Annotated in this window: 15 protein-coding genes; 6 read left to right on the top strand and 9 right to left on the bottom strand. The window is 60.9% G+C overall.

Features of this window, described 5'->3' with window-relative positions:
- Positions 1 to 25: 25 nt before the first annotated feature.
- The 3 genes from RCH06_RS06980 to RCH06_RS06970 form a co-directional block, all read right to left on the bottom strand.
- Positions 26 to 850, bottom strand: coding sequence for a phosphatase PAP2 family protein (locus tag RCH06_RS06980; RefSeq protein WP_327080713.1), 825 nt, complete (start codon positions 848 to 850; stop codon positions 26 to 28).
- A gap of 104 nt (positions 851 to 954) precedes the next feature.
- A complete protein-coding gene (locus tag RCH06_RS06975; RefSeq protein ID WP_327080712.1) occupies positions 955 to 2,094 on the bottom strand; it encodes an ABC transporter substrate-binding protein in 1,140 nt (379 codons plus the stop codon).
- A gap of 281 nt (positions 2,095 to 2,375) precedes the next feature.
- The gene (locus tag RCH06_RS06970; RefSeq protein ID WP_327080711.1) at positions 2,376 to 3,836 is read right to left on the bottom strand and encodes an extracellular catalytic domain type 2 short-chain-length polyhydroxyalkanoate depolymerase; all 1,461 of its coding nucleotides are present in this window, start codon (positions 3,834 to 3,836) and stop codon (positions 2,376 to 2,378) included.
- Between the two features lie 323 nt (positions 3,837 to 4,159).
- Between RCH06_RS06970 and dbpA the strand changes: the two genes are divergently transcribed.
- The 6 genes from dbpA (at position 4,160) to RCH06_RS06940 (ending at position 11,300) form a co-directional block, all read left to right on the top strand.
- Entirely contained in the window at positions 4,160 to 5,581 is a 1,422-nt protein-coding gene (gene dbpA, locus RCH06_RS06965; protein ID WP_327080710.1) for an ATP-dependent RNA helicase DbpA, read from the top strand.
- Positions 5,582 to 5,662: 81 nt separating this feature from the next.
- On the top strand, positions 5,663 to 6,433 hold the full coding sequence (locus RCH06_RS06960; protein WP_327080709.1) for an SDR family NAD(P)-dependent oxidoreductase: 771 nt from the start codon (positions 5,663 to 5,665) through the stop codon (positions 6,431 to 6,433).
- Positions 6,434 to 6,749: 316 nt separating this feature from the next.
- Positions 6,750 to 7,310, top strand: a complete 561-nt coding sequence (locus RCH06_RS06955) for a DUF3455 domain-containing protein (RefSeq protein ID WP_327080708.1) — start codon at positions 6,750 to 6,752, stop codon at positions 7,308 to 7,310.
- 177 nt (positions 7,311 to 7,487) lie between these two features.
- Positions 7,488 to 8,060 carry a sigma-70 family RNA polymerase sigma factor gene (locus RCH06_RS06950; RefSeq protein WP_327080707.1) on the top strand — a complete coding sequence of 191 codons (573 nt, stop codon included), beginning with the start codon at positions 7,488 to 7,490 and terminating at the stop codon, positions 8,058 to 8,060.
- The gene (locus tag RCH06_RS06945) at positions 8,057 to 8,794 is read left to right on the top strand and encodes an anti-sigma factor (RefSeq protein WP_327080706.1); all 738 of its coding nucleotides are present in this window, start codon (positions 8,057 to 8,059) and stop codon (positions 8,792 to 8,794) included. The genes RCH06_RS06950 and RCH06_RS06945 overlap by 4 nt, the downstream gene beginning before the upstream one ends.
- 403 nt (positions 8,795 to 9,197) lie before the next feature.
- Positions 9,198 to 11,300: a D-(-)-3-hydroxybutyrate oligomer hydrolase gene (locus tag RCH06_RS06940; RefSeq protein WP_327080705.1), complete on the top strand. Its 2,103-nt coding sequence runs from the start codon at positions 9,198 to 9,200 to the stop codon at positions 11,298 to 11,300.
- A 543-nt stretch (positions 11,301 to 11,843) separates the two neighbouring features.
- Here the strand turns inward: RCH06_RS06940 and RCH06_RS06935 are convergent.
- The 6 genes from RCH06_RS06935 to RCH06_RS06910 all read right to left on the bottom strand — a co-directional run bounded on the left by RCH06_RS06935 (position 11,844) and on the right by RCH06_RS06910 (position 19,458).
- Positions 11,844 to 12,812: a branched-chain amino acid ABC transporter permease gene (locus RCH06_RS06935; protein ID WP_327080704.1), complete on the bottom strand. Its 969-nt coding sequence runs from the start codon at positions 12,810 to 12,812 to the stop codon at positions 11,844 to 11,846.
- A gap of 256 nt (positions 12,813 to 13,068) precedes the next feature.
- Positions 13,069 to 13,950 carry a branched-chain amino acid ABC transporter permease gene (locus RCH06_RS06930; protein WP_327080703.1) on the bottom strand — a complete coding sequence of 294 codons (882 nt, stop codon included), beginning with the start codon at positions 13,948 to 13,950 and terminating at the stop codon, positions 13,069 to 13,071.
- An 81-nt stretch (positions 13,951 to 14,031) separates the two neighbouring features.
- Complete coding sequence (locus RCH06_RS06925; protein WP_327080702.1) at positions 14,032 to 15,225, bottom strand: ABC transporter substrate-binding protein; 1,194 nt, start codon at positions 15,223 to 15,225, stop codon at positions 14,032 to 14,034.
- 66 nt (positions 15,226 to 15,291) lie between these two features.
- On the bottom strand, positions 15,292 to 15,996 hold the full coding sequence (locus RCH06_RS06920; protein ID WP_327080701.1) for an ABC transporter ATP-binding protein: 705 nt from the start codon (positions 15,994 to 15,996) through the stop codon (positions 15,292 to 15,294).
- A gap of 2 nt (positions 15,997 to 15,998) precedes the next feature.
- Entirely contained in the window at positions 15,999 to 16,772 is a 774-nt protein-coding gene (locus RCH06_RS06915; RefSeq protein WP_327080700.1) for an ABC transporter ATP-binding protein, read from the bottom strand.
- Positions 16,773 to 17,100: 328 nt separating this feature from the next.
- On the bottom strand, positions 17,101 to 19,458 hold the full coding sequence (locus tag RCH06_RS06910; RefSeq protein WP_327080699.1) for a DUF6600 domain-containing protein: 2,358 nt from the start codon (positions 19,456 to 19,458) through the stop codon (positions 17,101 to 17,103).
- Between the last annotated feature and the right edge of the window lie 88 nt (positions 19,459 to 19,546).

Raw genomic sequence — 19,546 nt, 5'->3', positions numbered from 1 at the left:
TACCGACCATCGCGCTGTTTTAATTTCAGCCGCGTCGCAGGTGGCGATACCTTGCCGCCTCTATCGCCGCAATACACACGGCCAGCCAGACCGTCCCGCTGGCAAAACCTGCCAGCACGTCGCTGGGGAAATGCACGCGTATCAAAACCCGGCTGCAGCCGACGGTAAACGCCAGCGCAGCGGCCAGCACCAACACCGGCAAGCGGGCGGCGGCGTAACGCGCTGGCAGCAACCGCACCAGCACATAAGCCAGCATGCCGTACACCACCACCGAGCTGGACGCATGGCCGCTCGGAAAGCTCCAGCCACCGGCAAAAGCCTGGCCCGCTTCATGCAGCGGGCGGGCGCGCTGGAAGATATTCTTCAAAATCGGATTCAGCACCGCGTTGCCGCCTATCGCCAGCGCCCAGCCCGCGCACAGCCAGCAGCGCTTTTTCCAGAGCAACGCCAAAGCGCCCGCCACGCCCAAAACGCCCAGCGTGACGGGGTCGCCCAGGTGCGTCAGCAGGGTAAAGACCTGCACTGCAGCGCTGGGCAACGTGGCTTGCACGGTGTCTGAAAACAGCAGGTCGAGCTGGCCCAGCTTGCGGCCATCGCCCAGGTTTTCAGCAATCTCAGCAAACAACGCCGCCGCGCCAATGATCAGCCCGAAGCCCAGCGCCAAATAAACCACCAGATACGCCTGCGGCGCAAAGCGGCTGGTTTCACGGTAAATGCCGTAACGCTGCACCAGCCGCCACGAAACGCATACGGTCAAAACAACCAACAGCAAGGCCACACCGAAAGCGTGCAGTGCCTGGGTGGCGAGCCAATAAACTGCATGGCGTGCGGCCGGTGAATCTAGTTCCATGGTTTGATCATTGTTGCTGTGGATGTTGTCATGCGGCGTAAACCTTGTGCTTGGCGCGCAAGACCGGTGGGATTGTCTTGCGCATTCAAGTCGACCAATGATTTTTACTTCATCAGCTTACCCGTGCTGCCGACCACCGTCACCTCGACAAAACGCGATCCGATGCGATTGGTGGGTGAATAACTGACCGTGATTCCACCCGTATCGAAATCGGTCATGGACTCCAGGGCTTTCACCACCTTGGCACGCGTCGGGTTGGGCCCGGCGCGTCGCAACCCCTCGACCAGCACTTTGGCACCTACAAATTCCTCAAAACTGGTGTAGTTGACAACTTCATTGGGAGCGTATTTTTTCAGGAGTTCCTGGTACTGGCGCACCACTGGCAAGCTGGTTGAAAAAGGATAGGGAACTACCTGGCTGATACCCATGCCATGCACGTTTTTCAAGCCAGCCAGTTTGACAAGTTCGGCCGGATCCACCACCGAAATGTTGTACAGCCGTGCCGTGCCGCCGCTTTCGCGGTACTGCTTGGCAAATGCTGCCGACGGCTTATTGATCGAAATCATGATGATGGCCTGAGCATCGGATGCCTTGATGATTTTGACTGCTTCCTCGACCTTGTCGGTGTTACGTTCATAACCTGCTGCCGCTGCCAGTTTCAGGTTTCGCTTGGTCAATGCGTTCTCAACACCTGTCAAACCGGCTTTGCCAAAACCGTCGTCCTGGTACATCACTGCAACCCGCTTCATGCCCAGAGTGGTGACCTGCTGCACCATGTGATCGGCTTCAGCCGCATAGCCTGCACGGACATGAAAAATCCACGGGTTGAAGGGGTTGCGCAGGGATTCGCCACCGGTATAAGGCGCCACCAAAGCAGCGCCACCGGCTTGCAGCACACCCTCGGTCAACAGCTGGGTTACGTTGGCAGTACCGGCAAAACCAAACAGCGCAATGACGTCAGGCCGCGCCAACAATTCACGTGTCAGCCGAACCGTATCGGCCACCTTGTACCCATCGTCCACCACTTCCTGACGGATCTTCGCGCCATTGATGCCGCCTGTTGCGTTGATGGAATCGAAATAAATTTTCCCGCCAACCACCATCTGGTGACCGGTACTGGCCAGTACCCCCGACAGCGGTGCCACCTGACCGATGACCAGATCAGCCGAGAAAGCAAGGCCGCCCAGGCTGCACATCACCAAGGCAGCGAGCGTCTGTCGGCCCCAATTTTTAATTTTTTTCATGGGAATCTACTTTTAAACAAGGGAGGTTAGGGGCTGCGCGCATGCGCTGCTGCGTTGACAGCTTGGTGAAATCGGAAAAATCGCCTGACCGATCGAGGTAGTGACGCCTTCGGAATGGACGGGTACTGCCTTGATTCACCATGAGTGCTGCCAGGTTTTCGGAAACGGCAGTTTTTGACTTCTATATCCACGTCTTTTTCGTGGATAAATGGATCAACACCACACTGAAAATCGCGCAAAAGCGAGTCCGTTTTTGCGCCACTGACCTAGGCGGTCTGACCTTAAGGGCAGGTGCCGATAACGTAGTAATTCGGACCGGTCATCTTCAGCGTTTTGGTCGTAAAGACGTTCCACAAGCCCATGGCCTGCGCCGAGCCGTTGGCAAACGTAGAGCCGCCCTGCTGGTAAGCGCGTCCTGCTGTGGTATGGGCATAGTTGGAAGCTGTGTAGCAGGTCGCTGCAGGTGGCGCGGTACCAGTGGTAGTACCCGCAGCTGCACTGGATGCGGCGCTTTCCACATTGCTGCTGTCCACTGCCTTGATAGTCCAGCTGTACGTGGTGGCGGCTGCCAAACCGGTGTCGTTGTAGGTACTTGCGGTAACCGGCAACGCATTGGTTTTGTTGGCATTGCGGTAGACGTTGTAGCTGACGGCGCCGCTGACTGCATTCCAGTTCAGGGTCATGCTGCTGGCGGTGGGATTAACAGCAGAAACGCCAGTCGGTGCGGGCAGGGCGGTGACAGGCGGGGTGGTTGTTCCGCCGGCAGAAACCTGGTCCACCATGGCCTTGATGGCCGCCATCTGCGGGCCGGATTTTTTGGCGTAGTTTGCGCTGTCATAACCCCACCAGTCCCAGCAGCTGTTGGTCGCCTGGGTGCTGGTTTGCGGGTAAATCATCACGATGTTGTTGGTGTCGGCCCAGCGGTTGTAGCCGGTGTTGCGCACGTACTTTTGTTGCACCAGCGTGACGTTTTGCTGGCAACCGTGCAGCACCACATGCACCTTGCATTGCGCACCTGTGGTGCAGGCTTGCGGAATGTAAGCCCAGCCCGTGGGCGCCATGCCATGCCCCGTGATGAACTGGCTCTGGTTGAATTCAACAAAATTTCCGGCGGGTAGCGTGGCGTTATTGCGCGGATTCAGCGTGCCGTAGAAATGCGACAGCATCGTGCCGGCCAGGTCGAAATTGCAGTCGTTGATGTAAGGCGAGCTTTTGGTCGAGCAGCCGCTGCCGAAGTCGTCCGTGATCATCGCGTGCTCTGCAGCAATGTCTTTTTTGTACACCACGTTGGCTGCTGGCACAAAGCTGTTGTAGTAGGTTTTAAGCGCATCCATCACGCCTGTCTTGACGGTGCTGTCGATGGAGCCTGAAAACAGATACACCTTGGAGCTTTGCAGGTTGATGACAGGGTCAATGATGCCCTGGCTGGCCCAGCTGTTGGTGGTGTTGACCAGCGTGCTGGTGGGAATGCCGGCCGGGCTTGCCATGCATCTTCCGGTGGCATTGGTGATGGAGCCTTCGGCGCAATAAAAAGGGCCGCCTGCAACAATGCCGGCGCCCTTTTTAAAGGTGGCTGAATAAGCGACGTGCAATTGCGCCGCCATGAAGCCGCCCGAAGAAAGCCCGGATACGGTGGTCTGCGTGGTATCAATGTTGAGTTGTGGCAGGTTGACGGCTGCAGAAGCCGCTCCACCGAAGAGTGCCGCAGCAGCGGCGAAGGTGCAAAGAAGTGTGGGTTTCATGTTGATTGTCTCGTGTCATTTTTAAAATAAAAATACATGAATCCTCTGTGTATCCAGAGGTTTTGGCTGCCGGCTCAGGCCCTGCACAACATCGATTTGTCATCTTTTTGAGATCACCCCAACAAAACGCAATCAAGCAGAACTGGGCGCAGCTTAGATGGTCGGATACGCTGTGCCAAGAGGGTTTCTGAGCATTCTGGGCATACTCGGTACTACTACGTAATCAGTTGTAAGGTGGTCTTTTTTCAGGTATTTGCAGGCGCTTTTCCGGACGGCGGATTCAAGGACAAGGGCGCTGAGGCGCGAGTCACGATAATCAGGGCATGACTACTTCCCCCACTGATTTCAGCGCCCTGTCGCTGCCGGCCCATGTGCTGGCCAACCTGACGCAGCTCGGCTATCGCCAAATGACGCCGATCCAGGCCGCCGCATTGCCCGTCGCCTTGCTGGGCAAGGACCTGATTGCCCAGGCCAAGACCGGCAGCGGCAAGACCGCCGCCTTCGGCATCGCGCTGCTGGCCAACCTGAACGCGCGCCGTTTTGCCATCCAGGCGATGGTGCTGTGCCCGACGCGCGAGCTGGCCGACCAGGTGACCACCGAAATCCGCCGCCTGGCGCGCGCTGAGGAAAATATCAAGGTCGTGACGCTGTGCGGCGGCGTTCCCTTGCGCAACCAGATTGCCAGCCTGGAGCACGGCGCGCACATCGTGGTCGGCACGCCCGGCCGCATCATGGACCACCTGGCGCGCGGCCACCTGAACTTAGAGGCCATGAACACGCTGGTGCTGGACGAAGCCGACCGCATGCTCGACATGGGCTTTTTCGACGACATTGCCACCGTGGCCAAGCAGTGCCCGAAAGAGCGCCAGACGCTGCTGTTTTCGGCGACCTACCCGGAAGGCATCGCCAAGATCAGCCAGCAGTTCATGAAGAACCCGCAAACCATCACGGTCCAGGCGCAACACGAAAAAAGCAAGATTCGCCAGCGCTGGTACCAGGTCGAAGACACCGACCACGACGAGGCGCGCCTCAACGCGGTGGCGCTGGTGCTGAACCACTACCGGCCCGTCAGCACGCTGGCGTTTTGCAACACCAAGTCGCAATGCCGGGCACTGGTGCAACTGCTGAAGGAAAAGGGCTTTATCGCGCTGGCGCTGTACGGCGAACTGGAGCAGCGCGAGCGCGACCAGGTGCTGGTGCAGTTTGCCAACCGCAGCTGCTCGGTGCTGGTGGCCACCGACGTGGCCGCGCGCGGGCTGGACATCTCGCAGCTGGAAATGGTGATCAACGTCGATGTGACGCCGGACAGCGAAATCCACATCCACCGCATCGGCCGCACCGGCCGCGCCGACGAGGAAGGCTGGGCCATCAGCCTGGCGACGATGGACGAAATGGGCTCGGTTGGCAAGATTGAACTGCTGCAAAAAACCGAGTCCGACTGGCACAAGGTTGAAGAGCTGACACCGACAGCCAAAGAGCCGCTGCGCCCGCCGATGGCCACGCTGCAAATCGTCGGTGGCCGCAAGGAAAAAATCCGCGCTGGCGACGTGCTCGGCGCGCTGACCGGCGAGGCCGATGGCTTTACCGTGTTTACCCGCGAACAGATCGGCAAGATCAACGTCAACGAGTTCTCGACCTATGTGGCCGTAGACCGCAAGATTGCCGCTGACGCGCTGCACAAGCTGGCGATGGGCAAAGTCAAGGGCAAAAGCGTGCGCGTGCGGTTGATGGACGACGAGGCTTGAGGCTGAAAAGATTGTTTTATCTTAAAACAGGCTGCTGGCGCATTCACAGCGTGCGCTGGCAGCTATTAAGAAAGTAGCAAAATGCCTACCGAAACCGTTTCTGAAAACCCGGCAAATCCGGCTGGCAAAAGCGCTTCGCTGCCCGGCGCGGCGCTGGTGATTGGCGCGGGCGGCGGGCTGGGTGCGGCTTTGGTGGCGCAACTGTCGGGCGCGCCAGGCGCTGTCGGTGTATTTCCTACCGTATTGGCTTTGGGCCGCAGTACCGAGCCGGCGCTGGATTACGACCATGAAGCCAGCGTGCAGGCGGCGGCCAGATGGGTAGCTGCCCAGTGCGCTGAACGGCAGCTTGAACTTAGGCTGATCATCGTCGCCACCGGGTTTTTGCATGGCGCGCCAGGCCAGCCCGAGCGCAGCCTGGCGCATCTGGACGCTGACTATTTGCGCAATGTGTTTCAGGTCAACGCCATCGGCCCGGCGCTGGTGATGAAGCATTTCCTGCCGCTGCTGCCCAAACAAGGCCGCTGCGTGGCGGCTTTTGTGTCGGCCAAGGTAGGCAGCATTGGCGACAACGCGCTGGGCGGCTGGTATGGCTACCGGGCGTCGAAAGCGGCGCTGAACCAGCTGGTCAAGACGGCGTCGATTGAACTGACGCGCCGCAACAAGGAAAGCATTTGCGTGGCGCTGCATCCGGGCACGGTGGCGACCGCGCTCAGCCAACCGTTTGCCAAAACCGGGCTGAAAGTGCGCCCGCCTGAAGAGGCCGCCAGCGACTTGCTGGCCGTGCTGCAGGGCTTGACGCTTGAGAAAACCGGCTGTCTGGTCGACTACCAGGGCGCGACGCTGCCTTTTTGAGCCTGGTTTTCGTCTTTTTCAAGTTTTTCAGGCTTGTAGCGCAACAAGGACGGGCGCTGGCAGCTATTGAATTGATAGTAAAAAACGGTACTTTCTGGCCGGGTTCACCTGTCTGAATGATGCGGCAGGGCTTGCCTTTCGGGCTTGCCTTTCGGGCTTGCCTTTCGGGCTTGCCTTTCGGGCTTGCCCGCTTCACTCGATATCTTTTCCAAAATTATTTCGGCCCTGCTGCATCCAAAAGCCGTGCTGGCGGGTAGTACCTGTAGCAGCGCACGAAAGCTGCTCTTTTCAGCCCTCATTTTTTTGGAGAACCCCCATGTCAACAAAACGCATTTCCCTGAGCCTCGCCACCATTTCCGCCGCCGCGCTGCTGGCCGCTTGCGGCTCCATGTCACCCATGAAGCCGATGATGTTTTCGCAGGACGGCTTGCCGGACGCGGTGAAGGTGCCGATGGGCAACAAGGTGGCGATGGAAACCGCGGGCGTGGGCGAGATCACCTACGAATGCCGCGACAAGGCCAACGCGCCCGGCATGACCGAGTGGGTGTTTGTCGGCCCGAATGCCGCGCTGAATGACCGCAACGGCAAGCAGGTCGGCAAGTACTACGGCCCGCCCGCCACGTGGGAGTCGATGGACGGCTCGAAGCTGACCGCCACGCAACTGGCGGTTGCGCCCGCTGGCGTTGGCAATATTCCCTACCAGTTGGTCAGGGCGAATCCGGCGATGGGTATGGGTGCCATGACCGGCGTGACGCACATCCAGCGCGTGGCCATCAAGGGCGGCGTGGCGCCTGCCAGCCTGTGCAGCCCGGCCAGCAAGGGCGTCAAGGAAATCGTGAAGTACCAAGCGGACTACATTTTCTGGAAAGCGATGTGATTTTCGCGGGGTGAGTGGACTTGCTGGCGGCTGACGGGTCGGCGTCAGCAGTAGTCAAACGAGCAGGGCGCGGCGTTGCGGTCGGCTACCATCGGGCGGAACATTTCACCCCGCAGGACGTTGATTTCAAAGCTGGCGGGAGGGTTTCAACCTTCGATTCCGTCCATAAGGCCCACCGTGACGATTGCACCCGATACGCTTGATGCCTTTGACCATGCAGCCGCCCTGCAGGCCTGCGCGCGGGGCGACCGCCAGGCGCTGGAAAGCATCTATCGCCACGAGAGCCGCTATTTGCTGGGCGTGGCGCTGCGCATCGTGCGCCAGCGCCAGCAGGCCGAGGACGTGCTGCACGACGCCTTTATGGCCATCTGGACCCGGGCGGCGAGTTTTGACGCGGCGCTGGGTTCGGGCCGGGGCTGGATTTACAGCGTGACCCGCAACCTAGCCCTGAACAGCGTGCGCAACGGGGCGCGCGAAGTGTCGGTTGATGAAGAAACTGCCGAAGCGCTGGATGCGCAGCTTTCCTTGCAAAACCACCAGGCCACCGATGCCTTCGAGCTGCGTGCCAGCATGGGCAAGCTCAATGAGTGCCTGTCGCGGCTGGAACCGGCGCGGCGCAACTGTATCTTGTATGCCTATGTCGATGGCTGTTCGCACGGCGAGATTGCCGAGCGCACGCAAACACCGCTGGGCACGGTCAAGGCCTGGATCAAGCGCAGCATGGGCAGTCTGCGGGGGTGCATGGCATGAATTTGCAACCTGAAACAGATGAACTGGCCGGCGACTATGTGCTGGGCACCTTGTCGGCCGCGCGCCGCCGGGAAGTCGAGCGGCGCCTGCCCTTTGATGCGGACTTGCGCGCTGCCGTGCAGCGCTGGCAGGAGCAATTGCTGCCGCTGGCGGCGCTGGCCGAGCCGGTCGAGCCGACGGCGCAGCTGTGGCGGCGGATTGAAACCAGCCTTGGCGCCGTTGCAGCGCCGCAGGCCGCGCCGGCCGCTTTGCCGCACCGCAGCGCCGGGCCGTCGTCGTCGGCCGGCTGGTGGCACAGCGTCAAACTCTGGCGCGGTCTGGCCGGAGGCGGCTTTGCGGCGGCGGCGGTGATGGCGGCCGTGCTGGTCACGCAGCTTGGCGCGTTGCCCGCCGGGCCGCAATACATGGTGGTGCTGGTCGCGCCGCAGGACAAGTCGCCCGGCTGGGTGGTGCAGGCCAGCAGCACGAAGCAGTTGAGCTTGATTCCGCTCGGGCAGGACGACGTGCCGGCTGAAAAGTCGCTGCAGTTCTGGACCAAGGGCGACAACTGGAACGGCCCGGTGTCGCTGGGGCTGGTCAAGCCCGGACAGACGGTGCGCATCCCGCTGGACAAGCTGCCGCCGCTGCAACCCAACCAGCTGTTTGAGCTGACGCTGGAGCCGGTCAATGGCTCACCGACCAGCCGGCCCACCGGGCCGATCCAGTTCATCGGGCGCGCGGTTAAGGTGACTTAGCAAGCGCAGGCGGGCCAGAGCGCTGCGCAGCACCCACGTGTACGGGGAAAACCCGTCAGATCGCCGAGTTCTTCGCGCTGCGCGCCCGCTTGATCACGCGCAATTTTTGTCGGCCTTGATGCGTGCCGATGCACCGCCGAGAGTGGCAATTTTCCGGAATTTAAGCAGCTTATTTTTTTCGGAATCGTCAAGCTCGAATACCCCGGTAAGTAGTCATACGGAATTGAAGCGCCCGGTGTTACCGACCATCATCCAGCTGACTTCAGCAGTCATTCCGAGGCCAGCTCGGGCTGCCGGGGGCTTCGCATCCCTGCGGGACAAACAGACGCCAAACATCGGGTGGCTGGCAACAGGTGTGCGTGAAAAGTCGATAAACCCACAAATCACTACAAGAAGGCGAGACATGACGATTCCACGCAAGAACACCCGTTTGAAACTGACCACGCTGGCCGCTGCCGTACTGGCGCTGAGCGCCTGTGGCGGCAGCAGCGATCCGGTCGAGAACACCAATATCAAGCCCGGCTATCTGGGGGCTGTTTCCAGCACCCGCTACGACGGCAGCACCGACGACCTGCTGACCGCTGGCTTGGGCAAGACCGGGCTGGGCGGCGTTGCGCCGACGGTGGCAGACCCCTTGAAACCCACGGCTGCCGAACTGCGCAAGCTGGCGATTTTCAACAACTACCGCGCCATCCTCGACATCACGCCAGCGGGCGGCTACGGCACGCTGTACGGCCCGAACGTCGATGCCAAGGGCACCATCACGACCAGCGAAGGCAAGATTGCCGGCACCGAATACATTGCCTATTCGGATGACGGCACCGGCAAGCAAAACATCACCATGATGGTGCAGGTGCCGGCCACTTTCGATCCGGCGAAGGCCTGTATCGTGACCGGCACTTCCAGCGGCTCGCGCGGCGTGTATGGCGCCATCGGCTCGTCCGGCGAGTGGGGCCTGAAAAACGGTTGCGCCGTCGCTTACACCGACAAGGGCACGGGCACCGGCATCCATGATTTGCAAAACAACACCGTCAATGTGCAAAACGGCACGCGCACTGACGCCGCCACGGCGGGCAAAAACTCGATCTTCACCGCCGGAATGAGCGCCGCCGAACTGGCCACCTTCAACGCCGCCACGCCGAACCGTTTTGCCGTCAAGCATGCGCATTCTCAGCAAAACCCCGAAAAAGACTGGGGCAAGTGGACGCTTCAGTCGGTCGAATTTGCCTATTTCGTGCTGAATGAAAAATACGGCGGCTTGGCCAGGGATGGCGTGACGCACCTGAAAAAGCTCGTGCCGGCCAACACCATCGTGATTGCCTCCAGCGTGTCCAACGGTGCCGGCTCCGCACTGGCCGCCGCCGAGCAGGACACGCAAGGCCTGATCAGCGGCGTGGCCGTCGCCGAGCCCGAAGTCCAGCTCGCGCCCGACAGCCGCCTGAGCGTCAAGCGCGGCATGACCACGCTGGTCGGCACCGGCAAGCCCTTGTACGACTATTTCACGCTGGCCAATTTGCTGCAGCCCTGCGCTGCGCTGGTGTCGCCGACCACCAACGCGTTCAATACCGTCAACGCAACGATTGCCACCAACCGCTGCACCGCGCTGAAAAACAACGGCCTGATCACCGGCACCACGACCGCCGAGCAGGCCACCAGCGCCATGAATGCCTTGATCCAGGCCGGCTGGCAGCCTGAAAGCAATGTGCTGCAGGCGTCGCATTATTCGTTTGCCACTTTGTCGGTCGGGCTGACGTATGCCAACACCTATGGCCGCTTCAGCGCCAAGGACAACCTGTGCGGCTACAGTTTTGCCGCCACGGGGGCCACCGGTGTCCCTACGGCAGCCAATCCTGCTGCGCTGGCAACCTCGTTTGGCACGTCCAACGGCGTGCCGCCAACCATCGGCATCAACATCGTCAACAACAACAGCCTGGGCGGGCCGCTGCTCGATGCGGTGTCGCTGTCGGCGGGCAATGTGCAGGACTACAACATGGCCGGCGCGCTGTGCATGCGCGAGCTGTTCACCGGCACCAGCGCCAACGCGGTGCGCGTGCAGCAGGGCATCAAGGAAGTCGCGCGCACTGCCAATTTGCGCGGCAAGCCAGCGCTGATCGTTCAAGGTCGGGCTGACACGCTGCTGCCGGTCGCCTTCACGGGCCGGCCTTACTACGGCATGAATAAGATTGTTGAAGGCGCGGCCAGCAAACTGTCGTACATCGAGGTGACCAACGCGCAGCATTTCGATGCTTTCCTGGGCTTTCCCGGTTATGCCGAGCGCATGGTGCCGCTGCATCGCTACTTTATCCAGGCCATGGACATGATGTATGCCAACCTGAAATCCGGCGCGGCCCTGCCAGCCAGCCAGGTGGTGCGCACCGTGCCGCGCGGCTTGAGCGGCGCAGCTGTCAATCCGATTACAGCGGCCAACGTGCCGCCCATCCAGACGAAGCCGGCGACGGCTGACCAGATCACGTTTGCCAACAACGTGCTGACCATCGCCGACTGATTCGTTTTTCCGGCATTGCAAAGCCCGTGGCGCCGCCTGTGCGCTACGGGCTTTTTTTATGGGGAGGTTAACGCTGGCGGTGGATTGGATGGGCAGCCGACTGGCTGGAGCGCATGGGCACGGGCTAATATTGATTTTTTGCATCAGATAGGCCGATTACGCACACTGGATAAGCGCTGGCAGCTATTGATTAAATAGCAAAATTAAGGTGCGTCGCGCAGACAGAGTGATGGCTGGCCGTGCCGATCGTGCCTGATTTTTCGCTGGCGTCATCCAGCACGGAGTCCAGCGGCAGCGCTATTCAACCTCCACCTGGACGCACCGTTTGGCGTTTCGTGGAAAACGTCAAAAGTAGGGCGGCACAAGGTTGAACAGCGCTGCCTGAAGCGAATGCACTTTACGCTTTGATTTGGATGCGTAAAGTGCCGTTTGTGCAGGCTGAAAAAGCACAGAGCGCTATCAAAAAAAAGTCAAACCCCTAAAAAAAGGCGGGCTGCCAAAAGGTCGAAACCCTTTGGCAGCCCGCCAGGGGATGCACGTGCTTCAGGCTTGCGTCGAAGCGGCCTGCGCGGCCAGGCGGCGGCGTTCGCGGAAGGCTTGCAGTTCGCCGACCACGCCCTTGCGAAAAGCCAGCACGCACAGCACAAAGATCACGCCGATGATGACGGTGACCCACGAGCCCACTTTGTCGGCCAGCATGTTCTGCAGCGAAATCACGATGCCGGCGCCCATCACCGGGCCAAAGAACGTGCCCACGCCGCCCAGCAGCGACATCAAGATCACCTCACCCGACATCGACCAGTGCACGTCCGACAGCGTGGCAAAACCCATGACCAGCGTCTTGAGCGAGCCGGCCAGTCCGGCCAGCGCCGATGACAACACGAAAGCCAGCAGTTTGTAGCGGTCGACCTGGTAACCCAGCGAGATGGCGCGTGGCTCGTTTTCGCGGATCATCTTGAGCACCTGGCCAAACGGCGAGTTGACGATGCGCGTGATGAACAAAAAGCACAGCACAAAAACTGCCACCACGAAGTAGTACATGGCGTTGTCGGACTGCAGCGACAGCACACCAAACAAGTCGCCGCGCGGCACGCCTTGCAGGCCATCTTCACCACCGGTGAACGGTGCTTGCAGGCAGACAAAGTACACCATCTGGGCAATCGCCAGCGTGATCATGGCAAAGTAAATGCCTTGCCGGCGAATCGCCACCATGCCGACCACCAGGCCAATCAGCCCGGCGCCCACGGTGCCGGCCAGAATCGCGGTTTCAGGCGTCCAGTTTTGCGACTTGACGAACCAGCCCGTGATGTAGGCCGCCGAGCCGAAAAATGCCGCATGGCCGAACGACAGCAGGCCGGTAAAGCCCAGCAGCAGGTTGAACGCGCACGCAAACAGCGCAAAGCACAGCAGCTTCATCACAAACACCGGGTACAGCCCGATAAACGGCGCGGCCAGCAGCAGCGCCAGCAGGGCGATGTAGGTGATGCGGGTGATTTTTTTCGAATTGTTCATTGGATAGTTCCGAAAGGCATGGTGCGCAACGAGCTCAAGGCAGGGGATTCAAGTCTTCCCAAGTTCCGGCCGCAGGACCGGCTTTTCCGGGCCGCAGGCGGGGCGGCCCCCTCGGGGGGCAGCGCAGTACGCGAAGCGGGAAGAGTAGGGTTTTTCTTTTTCAAGCACCGGCCGCGGAACTGGCTTTGCCAGGCCGCAGGCGGGACGGCCCCCTCGGGGGGCAGCGAACCACACGAAGTGGGGAGCGTGGGGGCCATCATTCTTTGCCAAACAGGCCGGCCGGGCGAACCATCAGCACCAGCACCATCACAACGAACACCACAATATTGGATGCCTCGGGGTAGAAAACGCGCGTCATGCCTTCGACCAGACCGAGCGCCAAGCCGGTGATGACCGAGCCCAGGATCGAGCCCATGCCGCCAATCACCACCACGGCAAACACCACGATGATGAGGTTCGAGCCCATCAGCGGGTTGACCTGGATGATGGGCGCGGCCAGCACACCGGCCAGCGCCGCAAGCGCAGCACCCGCGCCATAGGTCAGCATGACCATCATCGGCACGTTGATGCCGAAGGTCTGCACCAGCGCGGCGTTTTCTGTACCGGCGCGCAAGTAAGCGCCCAGACGGGTGCGCTCAATGATGAACCAGGTGCCCAGGCAGACCACCAGCGACACCAGCACCACCCAGGCGCGGTAGTTCGGCAGAATCATGAAGCCCAGGTTGGTAGCACCCGAAAGCAGTTCAGGCACCGGATACGACTGGCCCGACGCGCCATACAGCTCGCGAAAAACGCCTTCGATGATCAGCGCCAGACCAAAGGTCAGCAGCAGGCCATACAGCGGGTCGAGCTTGTACAGGTGTTTCAGGAAAAGACGTTCAATCACCACGCCGAATGCACCTACGACCAGCGGCGCCAGTACCAGCGCAAACCAGTAGTTGATGCCGAATTTGTCGAGCATGATCCAGGCGACAAACGCGCCCAGCATGTAAAGTGCGCCGTGCGCAAAATTGACCACGCCCAGCAGGCCGAAGATGACTGCCAGCCCCAGGCTGAGCATGGCGTAAAACGCGCCGTTGACCAGGCCCAGCAGCAGCTGGCCCAGGAAGGCTTGATGGGGGATACCGAAAATTTCCATGGGTGACGTCAGTTCATGCCTTGCCAGGTTAAAAAAAAGCGGCCAGTCACTGGTTGCGACCGGCCGCCCCGAAGCTTCAGCTTATTTTTTCATCAGTGCGCACTTGGATTCGGCTGCCGTGGTGAACGCCTGGTCGCCGGGGATCTTGGACACCATCTTGTAGTAGTCCCACGGTGCAGTCGATTCCTTGGCTGACTTGACCTGGAACAGGTACATGTCATGAATCATGCGGCCGTCGGCGCGGATCTGGCCCTTGTTGTAGAAGTCGTCGATCTTCATGGACTTCATGGCGCTCATGACCTTGTCGCCGTCTGTCGAGCCGGCTGCCTGAACGGCCTTCAGGTAGTTGGTGGTGACCGAGTAGTCGGCGGCTTGCAGGCTCGAAGGCATGCGCTTGTATTTGTCGAAAAAGCGCTTGGCAAATTTGCGCGAGGCGTCATCCTGGTTCCAGTACCAGCTGTCGGCCAGCTGCAGGCCTTCGGTGTTGGCCAGGCCCAGGCTGTGTACGTCATTGATGAACACCAGCAGGCCGGCAATTTTCATGGTCTTGTTGATGCCGAATTCCCGGGCTGCCTTCATGGCGTTGGTGAAGTCGCCGCCGGCATTGGCCAGCGCCAGCACCTGCGCCTTGGACGACTGGGCCTGCAGCAGGAAGGAAGAGAAATCCGACGCATTGAGCGGATGCCGTACCGCGCCGGCCACCGTGCCGCCGTTGGCCTTGACCACATTGGAGACATCGCTTTCGAGCGAATGGCCAAAGGCATAGTCGGCCGTCAGGAAAAACCAGTTCTTGGCGCCGCTCTTGACCAGCGCAGTGCCGGCCACCTTGGCCAGCGCCACGGTGTCGTAGGCGTAATGCACGGTGTACGGCGAACAGGCTTCATTGGTCAGGCGGGCCGAGCCGGGGCCGATGGCCATGAACGGGCGCTTCTTTTCTTCAGCAATCTTGGCCATGGCCAGTGCGGTGCCGGAGTTGGTGCCGCCGATCAGCATGGACAGATTGTCCTTGTCGATCCACTCTCTAGCTTTGGAGCTCGCCACGTCGGCCTTGTTCTGGTGGTCAGCGGTCAGCACTTCAACCGGACGGTTCAAGACCTTGCCGCCAAAATCTTGCACCGCCCACTTGACCATTTCACCGCCGGCCGGGCCGTCGATGTCGGCGTACAGGCTGGACATGTCGGTGATGAAACCGATTTTGACCGGGCCGGTGTCCTGCGCAGAGGCGGCAGCGGCAAATCCGAGTGTTATTGACAGGGCGAGTAGTTTGAGTTTCATTTTTTGGCTCCTGATTACGTGGTTAAAACAGTCGAAATGGATGAGAAAAATTGGGGGTCGCGCGGCTCATACGCCGAGGTATTCCTGCAGCATGCCCATGTTCTGGGTCAGCTCGGACTGTGCAAACTGCTTGACGATCTGGCCGTGCTCCATCACGTAAAACCGGTCGGCCAGCGGCGCGGCAAAGCGAAAGTTCTGCTCGACCAGCACGATGGTGTAGCCCTTGGCCTTGAGCGCCAGGATCATTTCGGCCAGCTTTTGCACGATGACGGGCGCGAGCCCTTCGGAGATTTCATCGAGCAGCAAGAGCCGCGCGCCGGTGCGCAAAATGCGCGCCACCGCCAGCATTTGCTGCTCGCCGCCCGACAGGCGCGTGCCGGGGCTGTTGGCGCGCTCTTTGAGGTTGGGGAACATGGTGTAGATCTCGTCGATGCTCATGCCGCCCGGTGCAATCGTTGGCGGCAGCATCAGGTTTTCCTCAGTGCTGAGGCTGGCGAAGATGCCGCGTTCTTCGGGGCAATAGCCCACGCCCAGCCGGGCCACCTTGTGCGGCGCCAGCTTCAGGGCTTCCTCGCCGTTGATCTTGATGGAGCCTTTGCGCGCCCCCGTCAGGCCGACGATGGCGCGCAGCGTGGTGGTGCGGCCAGCGCCGTTGCGGCCCAGCAGCGTGACCACTTCGCCCTCGTTCACCGTCAGGTTCACGCCATGCAGGATGTGCGATTCGCCATACCAGGCGTGCAGGTCTTCGATACGCAGAAATTCTTTGCTCATGGTCAGTGCGCTCCTTGCAAGGCGGCGTCGGCGTTGCCCATGTAGGCCTCGATAACCAGCGGGTTTTTAGACACTTCGGCGTACGGGCCGTCGGCGATGATGGCGCCGCGCTGCAGCACCGTGATGCGGTCAGCGATGGACGACACCACGTTCATGTTGTGCTCGACCATCAGGATGGTGCGGCCGACGGATACTTTCTTGATCAGCTGCGTGACGCGGTCCACGTCTTCGTGGCCCATGCCCTGCGTGGGTTCGTCGAGCAGCATCAGCTCCGGCTCCAGCGCCAGCGTGGTCGCCAGTTCCAGCGCGCGCTTGCGGCCGTAGGGCAGGTTGACCGTCAGCGTATCGGCAAACTGGCCCAGGTCTACTTCGTCAAGCAGCGCGCGGGCCCGCTCATGCAGCGGATACAGCGTGTCCTCGCCCTTCCAGAAATGAAACGACGTGCCCAGGTTGCGCTGCAAGGCGGCGCGCACGTTTTCCAGCACGGTCATGTGCGGAAACACGGCTGAAATCTGGAACGAGCGGACAATGCCGCGCCGGGCGGTTTGCGCCGGCTTTTCAAACGTGATGTCGTTGCCGTTGAAAGTGATGCTGCCGCGCGTCGGCGTGAGGAACTTGGTCAGCAGGTTGAAGAAGGTGGTCTTGCCGGCGCCATTCGGCCCGATCAGCGCATGGATATGCCCGCGCTGGACTTTCAGGTCCACGTTGTTGACGGCAACGAATCCTTTGAATTCCTTGGTCAATCCTCGCGTTTCAAGAATAAATTCCACTGGCAAATTAGCTCTCCGGCAGGTTGTATCGGGTTCACGAATCGGCTTGCGTAGGATGCCCCATCGCCTCGTGATGCACAGGCCGCAATCCTATTCACAGGCAGGCGTGTGCGCTACCGGGTAAGACCCTTAGGTAGTGTTTCGTACTTGAAAACTTAAACCCGTGCAGGACTGAAAGAATGCTGCCTGGCTGACAAACCGGACTGAAAGACGCATAAAAAAGCGGGCTATTCGGCCCGCTTTTTTACTCCCGGGAAATCTTCAAATTTTGCAGTAAACAGTTGGCGTCACACCCGTCAATCGTGCGCAGAATTTTGATGTGAAGGTGCTGGCTTTACGGTTCTTGTTTGCGCGGAAAATCGCCTTCGGGTCGGGCTGGTCGCAGATGTCCCGTTTCTGCTGGACGCGTCGGCTGATGCGCCTGCGCAGACGGCCTGCGTTGATCGGGCAGCGGCTTTTGAAGCGCCTGCGCTTGGCGTTGTAATTGCTGGCTGGCGCGTTGCTGTTGCGCTTGCTCATGCATGGCACGCTGCTGCTGGCGCATGGCGTCTTCGTCTTGGCGGTGCATCTGGTCTTGCTGACGGTTCAGTTCTGCTTGCTGGCGTTGCAACTGCTGCTGCGCCCGTTGTGCCTGCTCCGCTGCATTGCGTTCATTCGCAGCCCGTGCTTCGGTCGCTGCGATTGGCATGCCGCCATTTCCTGGCTGCTGATCGCGTTGCAGTTCATTCTGGCGGCGTTGTGGTTGTTGTTGCGCTTGTGCCTGTGGGTGTTGAGCCTGCTCGCGCAGCATGCGTTGTGGGTCCAAGGTTCCTTGTGCTTGCCGACGCTGCTGATCATGCTGGAGTTGCTGTGCCTGTTGGCGCACCAGTTCTTGCGGCCTTTGTCCTTGCTCACGCAGCGCGCGTTGCTGCCCCAAGACGGCTTCGCCTTGCACACGCTGCTGATCTGGCTGGCGCGGCGTCTCTGATTGCTGGTGCAGCTGCTCGCGCTTGACCCTTTTGTCGACCGCTGACGTGCTGTGATCGAGTGCGGGAGCCGGCAAAAGGCGTACAGCGGGTGGCTGAACGAGGGGTACCGCCGGAGCCGTCGCAATGGGTGCGGCAAGCAGGCGTGGCGGGCTGGGGGGACTACGCTCAAAGCGACTTGGGCGCGGGCCATTTGGCGGCTCATTTTCACGATTTGGAGAACTCAAAAGGGGCTGTCTGTCATTGCCGCGCTCGCCCTGGCTGCGCACGACACTTTGCGCTGCCAAGCCGGCAGGCGGCAGGGCGGCTGGTGATGGATGGGGGCGCTCTCGCAATTCGGTCTGTTCCTGGCGCTGGGGCAATGCGCTTTGCGTTGCCAACACTTGGGCACGGCTCAAGTCGGCGGCGCTCAAGGCGTGCGCGCTGCCGGGCATCCTGCGGCTGTGCGCAAAGTCCTCCCGGCTGGCTGTCGTCACGGCGGCGGGCTGGTGCTGGTAGCGGTAGATATTGGTGACATTCACCGTGTTGCTGATGTTGATGTTGGTGGTGTTGTTCACGAGGCTGACATAGCGCGGACTGACCCGGTACGCAGGCCGAAAGACTTCGCCGGGTGCCAGCGGGAACCAGCCCAGGGCTGGCCGCGGTGCGCTGTCTGTGCCAACCGCCAGATTCCAGTGGCTGCCGCCCACAAACGCCACCAACGCCGGCGCGTATACCGGGCGCGGCGGCAGTTGCCCCGGCACCCAGGCCCAGCGCGGGCCGATCTGTGCCCAGCGTCCGTAATGAAACGGCGCAAATCCCCACGGCGCATCGTCCACCCAAGTCCAGCCCCAAGGTGAAATCCAGTCCCAGCGGCCGGCGCGGTAGGGTGCCCAGTTCACGGGCACGGCGCGCGGCAGCCATACCGCCCCGTAGGCCGGGTCTTGCTGCCAGTCGCCATAACTGTCGAGTTGCTGGTAGCCGATGGTTTCGCGCGGAACATAGCGCGCTGAAACCGACTGGTCTTCGCGCCTGTCCCTGTCCGCTGCCCACAAGTCAAAGCTGTCGGCGATAGCGGCACCGGGCGCTGCGGGTGCCAGTCGCGTGCCGCTGAATGTGGCCTGCTGCTGGTTACCCAGTGGAAGGGACACGCCGTTGTCACCGTAAATCATGCCGCTACCTGACTGCGCCACGATTCGCGTCGTGTCGCTGGCGGGGTTGACGTCCAGCCGGTAATTGCCGGGCCGGGAAATCACAAAGGCCAGGTTGGGTGTGTCGATCTCCAGTCGTTGATCTTCAAACAGGGCGCGCACCCGCAGCTGCAGCGTGCCTTGCGCCAGGCGCAGCTGGGTGATGCTGTCGTCCAGCGCCAGAAAACCCAGGCTGGTTTCCTCATTCATACGCAGTGCGCTTGAGCCGATATGCAGTTCCGAGCGCGCTCGCTGCCCGGTCCAGAGCCGGTCGCCTCGGGTCAGGGGCCGGTTCTGCTTGGCGGGCGTCCATGCATTGCCATCGCTGTAGCCGGTAGCCTCGGCGGGCGCAAAGCTCACTGCGCCTTCCGCCAGATTCAGGCGGGCCACGCGGCCGGGTGGGTCTGGCAACGCGTTTTGCGCAGAAGACGGTTGCGCCCAGCTGGTGGCTTGAAGCGCGGCCAGCAGCACAAACAGTGACACGAATGAAAACAGCTTGCGGTCATGCAGGCGTGCTTGGGACTCAAGCTGGGTCGAAAGAATGAAAACCGAGTTCATTGTGCGTACCTTTTCCTGTCGCGACGAAAGCTGATGGGTTGATGCCCAGTGCGGTTACGCGCGACCTGGCATTAACGTGGACAGTCTG

It is taken from the genome of Polaromonas sp. CG_9.5 (assembly GCF_035984465.1).
GTDB lineage: Bacteria > Pseudomonadota > Gammaproteobacteria > Burkholderiales > Burkholderiaceae_C > Polaromonas.
Note: the sequence above shows the minus strand (reverse complement) of the source record. Positions and strands in the feature narration are given on the sequence as shown.

Coding starts and splice junctions, on each gene's coding strand:
- RCH06_RS06980 (WP_327080713.1), bottom strand. CDS start 850: ATGGAACTAGATTCACCGGCCGCACGCCATGCAGTTTATTGGCTCGCC.
- RCH06_RS06975 (WP_327080712.1), bottom strand. CDS start 2,094: ATGAAAAAAATTAAAAATTGGGGCCGACAGACGCTCGCTGCCTTGGTG.
- RCH06_RS06970 (WP_327080711.1), bottom strand. CDS start 3,836: ATGAAACCCACACTTCTTTGCACCTTCGCCGCTGCTGCGGCACTCTTC.
- dbpA (WP_327080710.1), top strand. CDS start 4,160: ATGACTACTTCCCCCACTGATTTCAGCGCCCTGTCGCTGCCGGCCCAT.
- RCH06_RS06960 (WP_327080709.1), top strand. CDS start 5,663: ATGCCTACCGAAACCGTTTCTGAAAACCCGGCAAATCCGGCTGGCAAA.
- RCH06_RS06955 (WP_327080708.1), top strand. CDS start 6,750: ATGTCAACAAAACGCATTTCCCTGAGCCTCGCCACCATTTCCGCCGCC.
- RCH06_RS06945 (WP_327080706.1), top strand. CDS start 8,057: ATGAATTTGCAACCTGAAACAGATGAACTGGCCGGCGACTATGTGCTG.
- RCH06_RS06940 (WP_327080705.1), top strand. CDS start 9,198: ATGACGATTCCACGCAAGAACACCCGTTTGAAACTGACCACGCTGGCC.
- RCH06_RS06935 (WP_327080704.1), bottom strand. CDS start 12,812: ATGAACAATTCGAAAAAAATCACCCGCATCACCTACATCGCCCTGCTG.
- RCH06_RS06930 (WP_327080703.1), bottom strand. CDS start 13,950: ATGGAAATTTTCGGTATCCCCCATCAAGCCTTCCTGGGCCAGCTGCTG.
- RCH06_RS06925 (WP_327080702.1), bottom strand. CDS start 15,225: ATGAAACTCAAACTACTCGCCCTGTCAATAACACTCGGATTTGCCGCT.
- RCH06_RS06920 (WP_327080701.1), bottom strand. CDS start 15,996: ATGAGCAAAGAATTTCTGCGTATCGAAGACCTGCACGCCTGGTATGGC.
- RCH06_RS06910 (WP_327080699.1), bottom strand. CDS start 19,458: ATGAACTCGGTTTTCATTCTTTCGACCCAGCTTGAGTCCCAAGCACGC.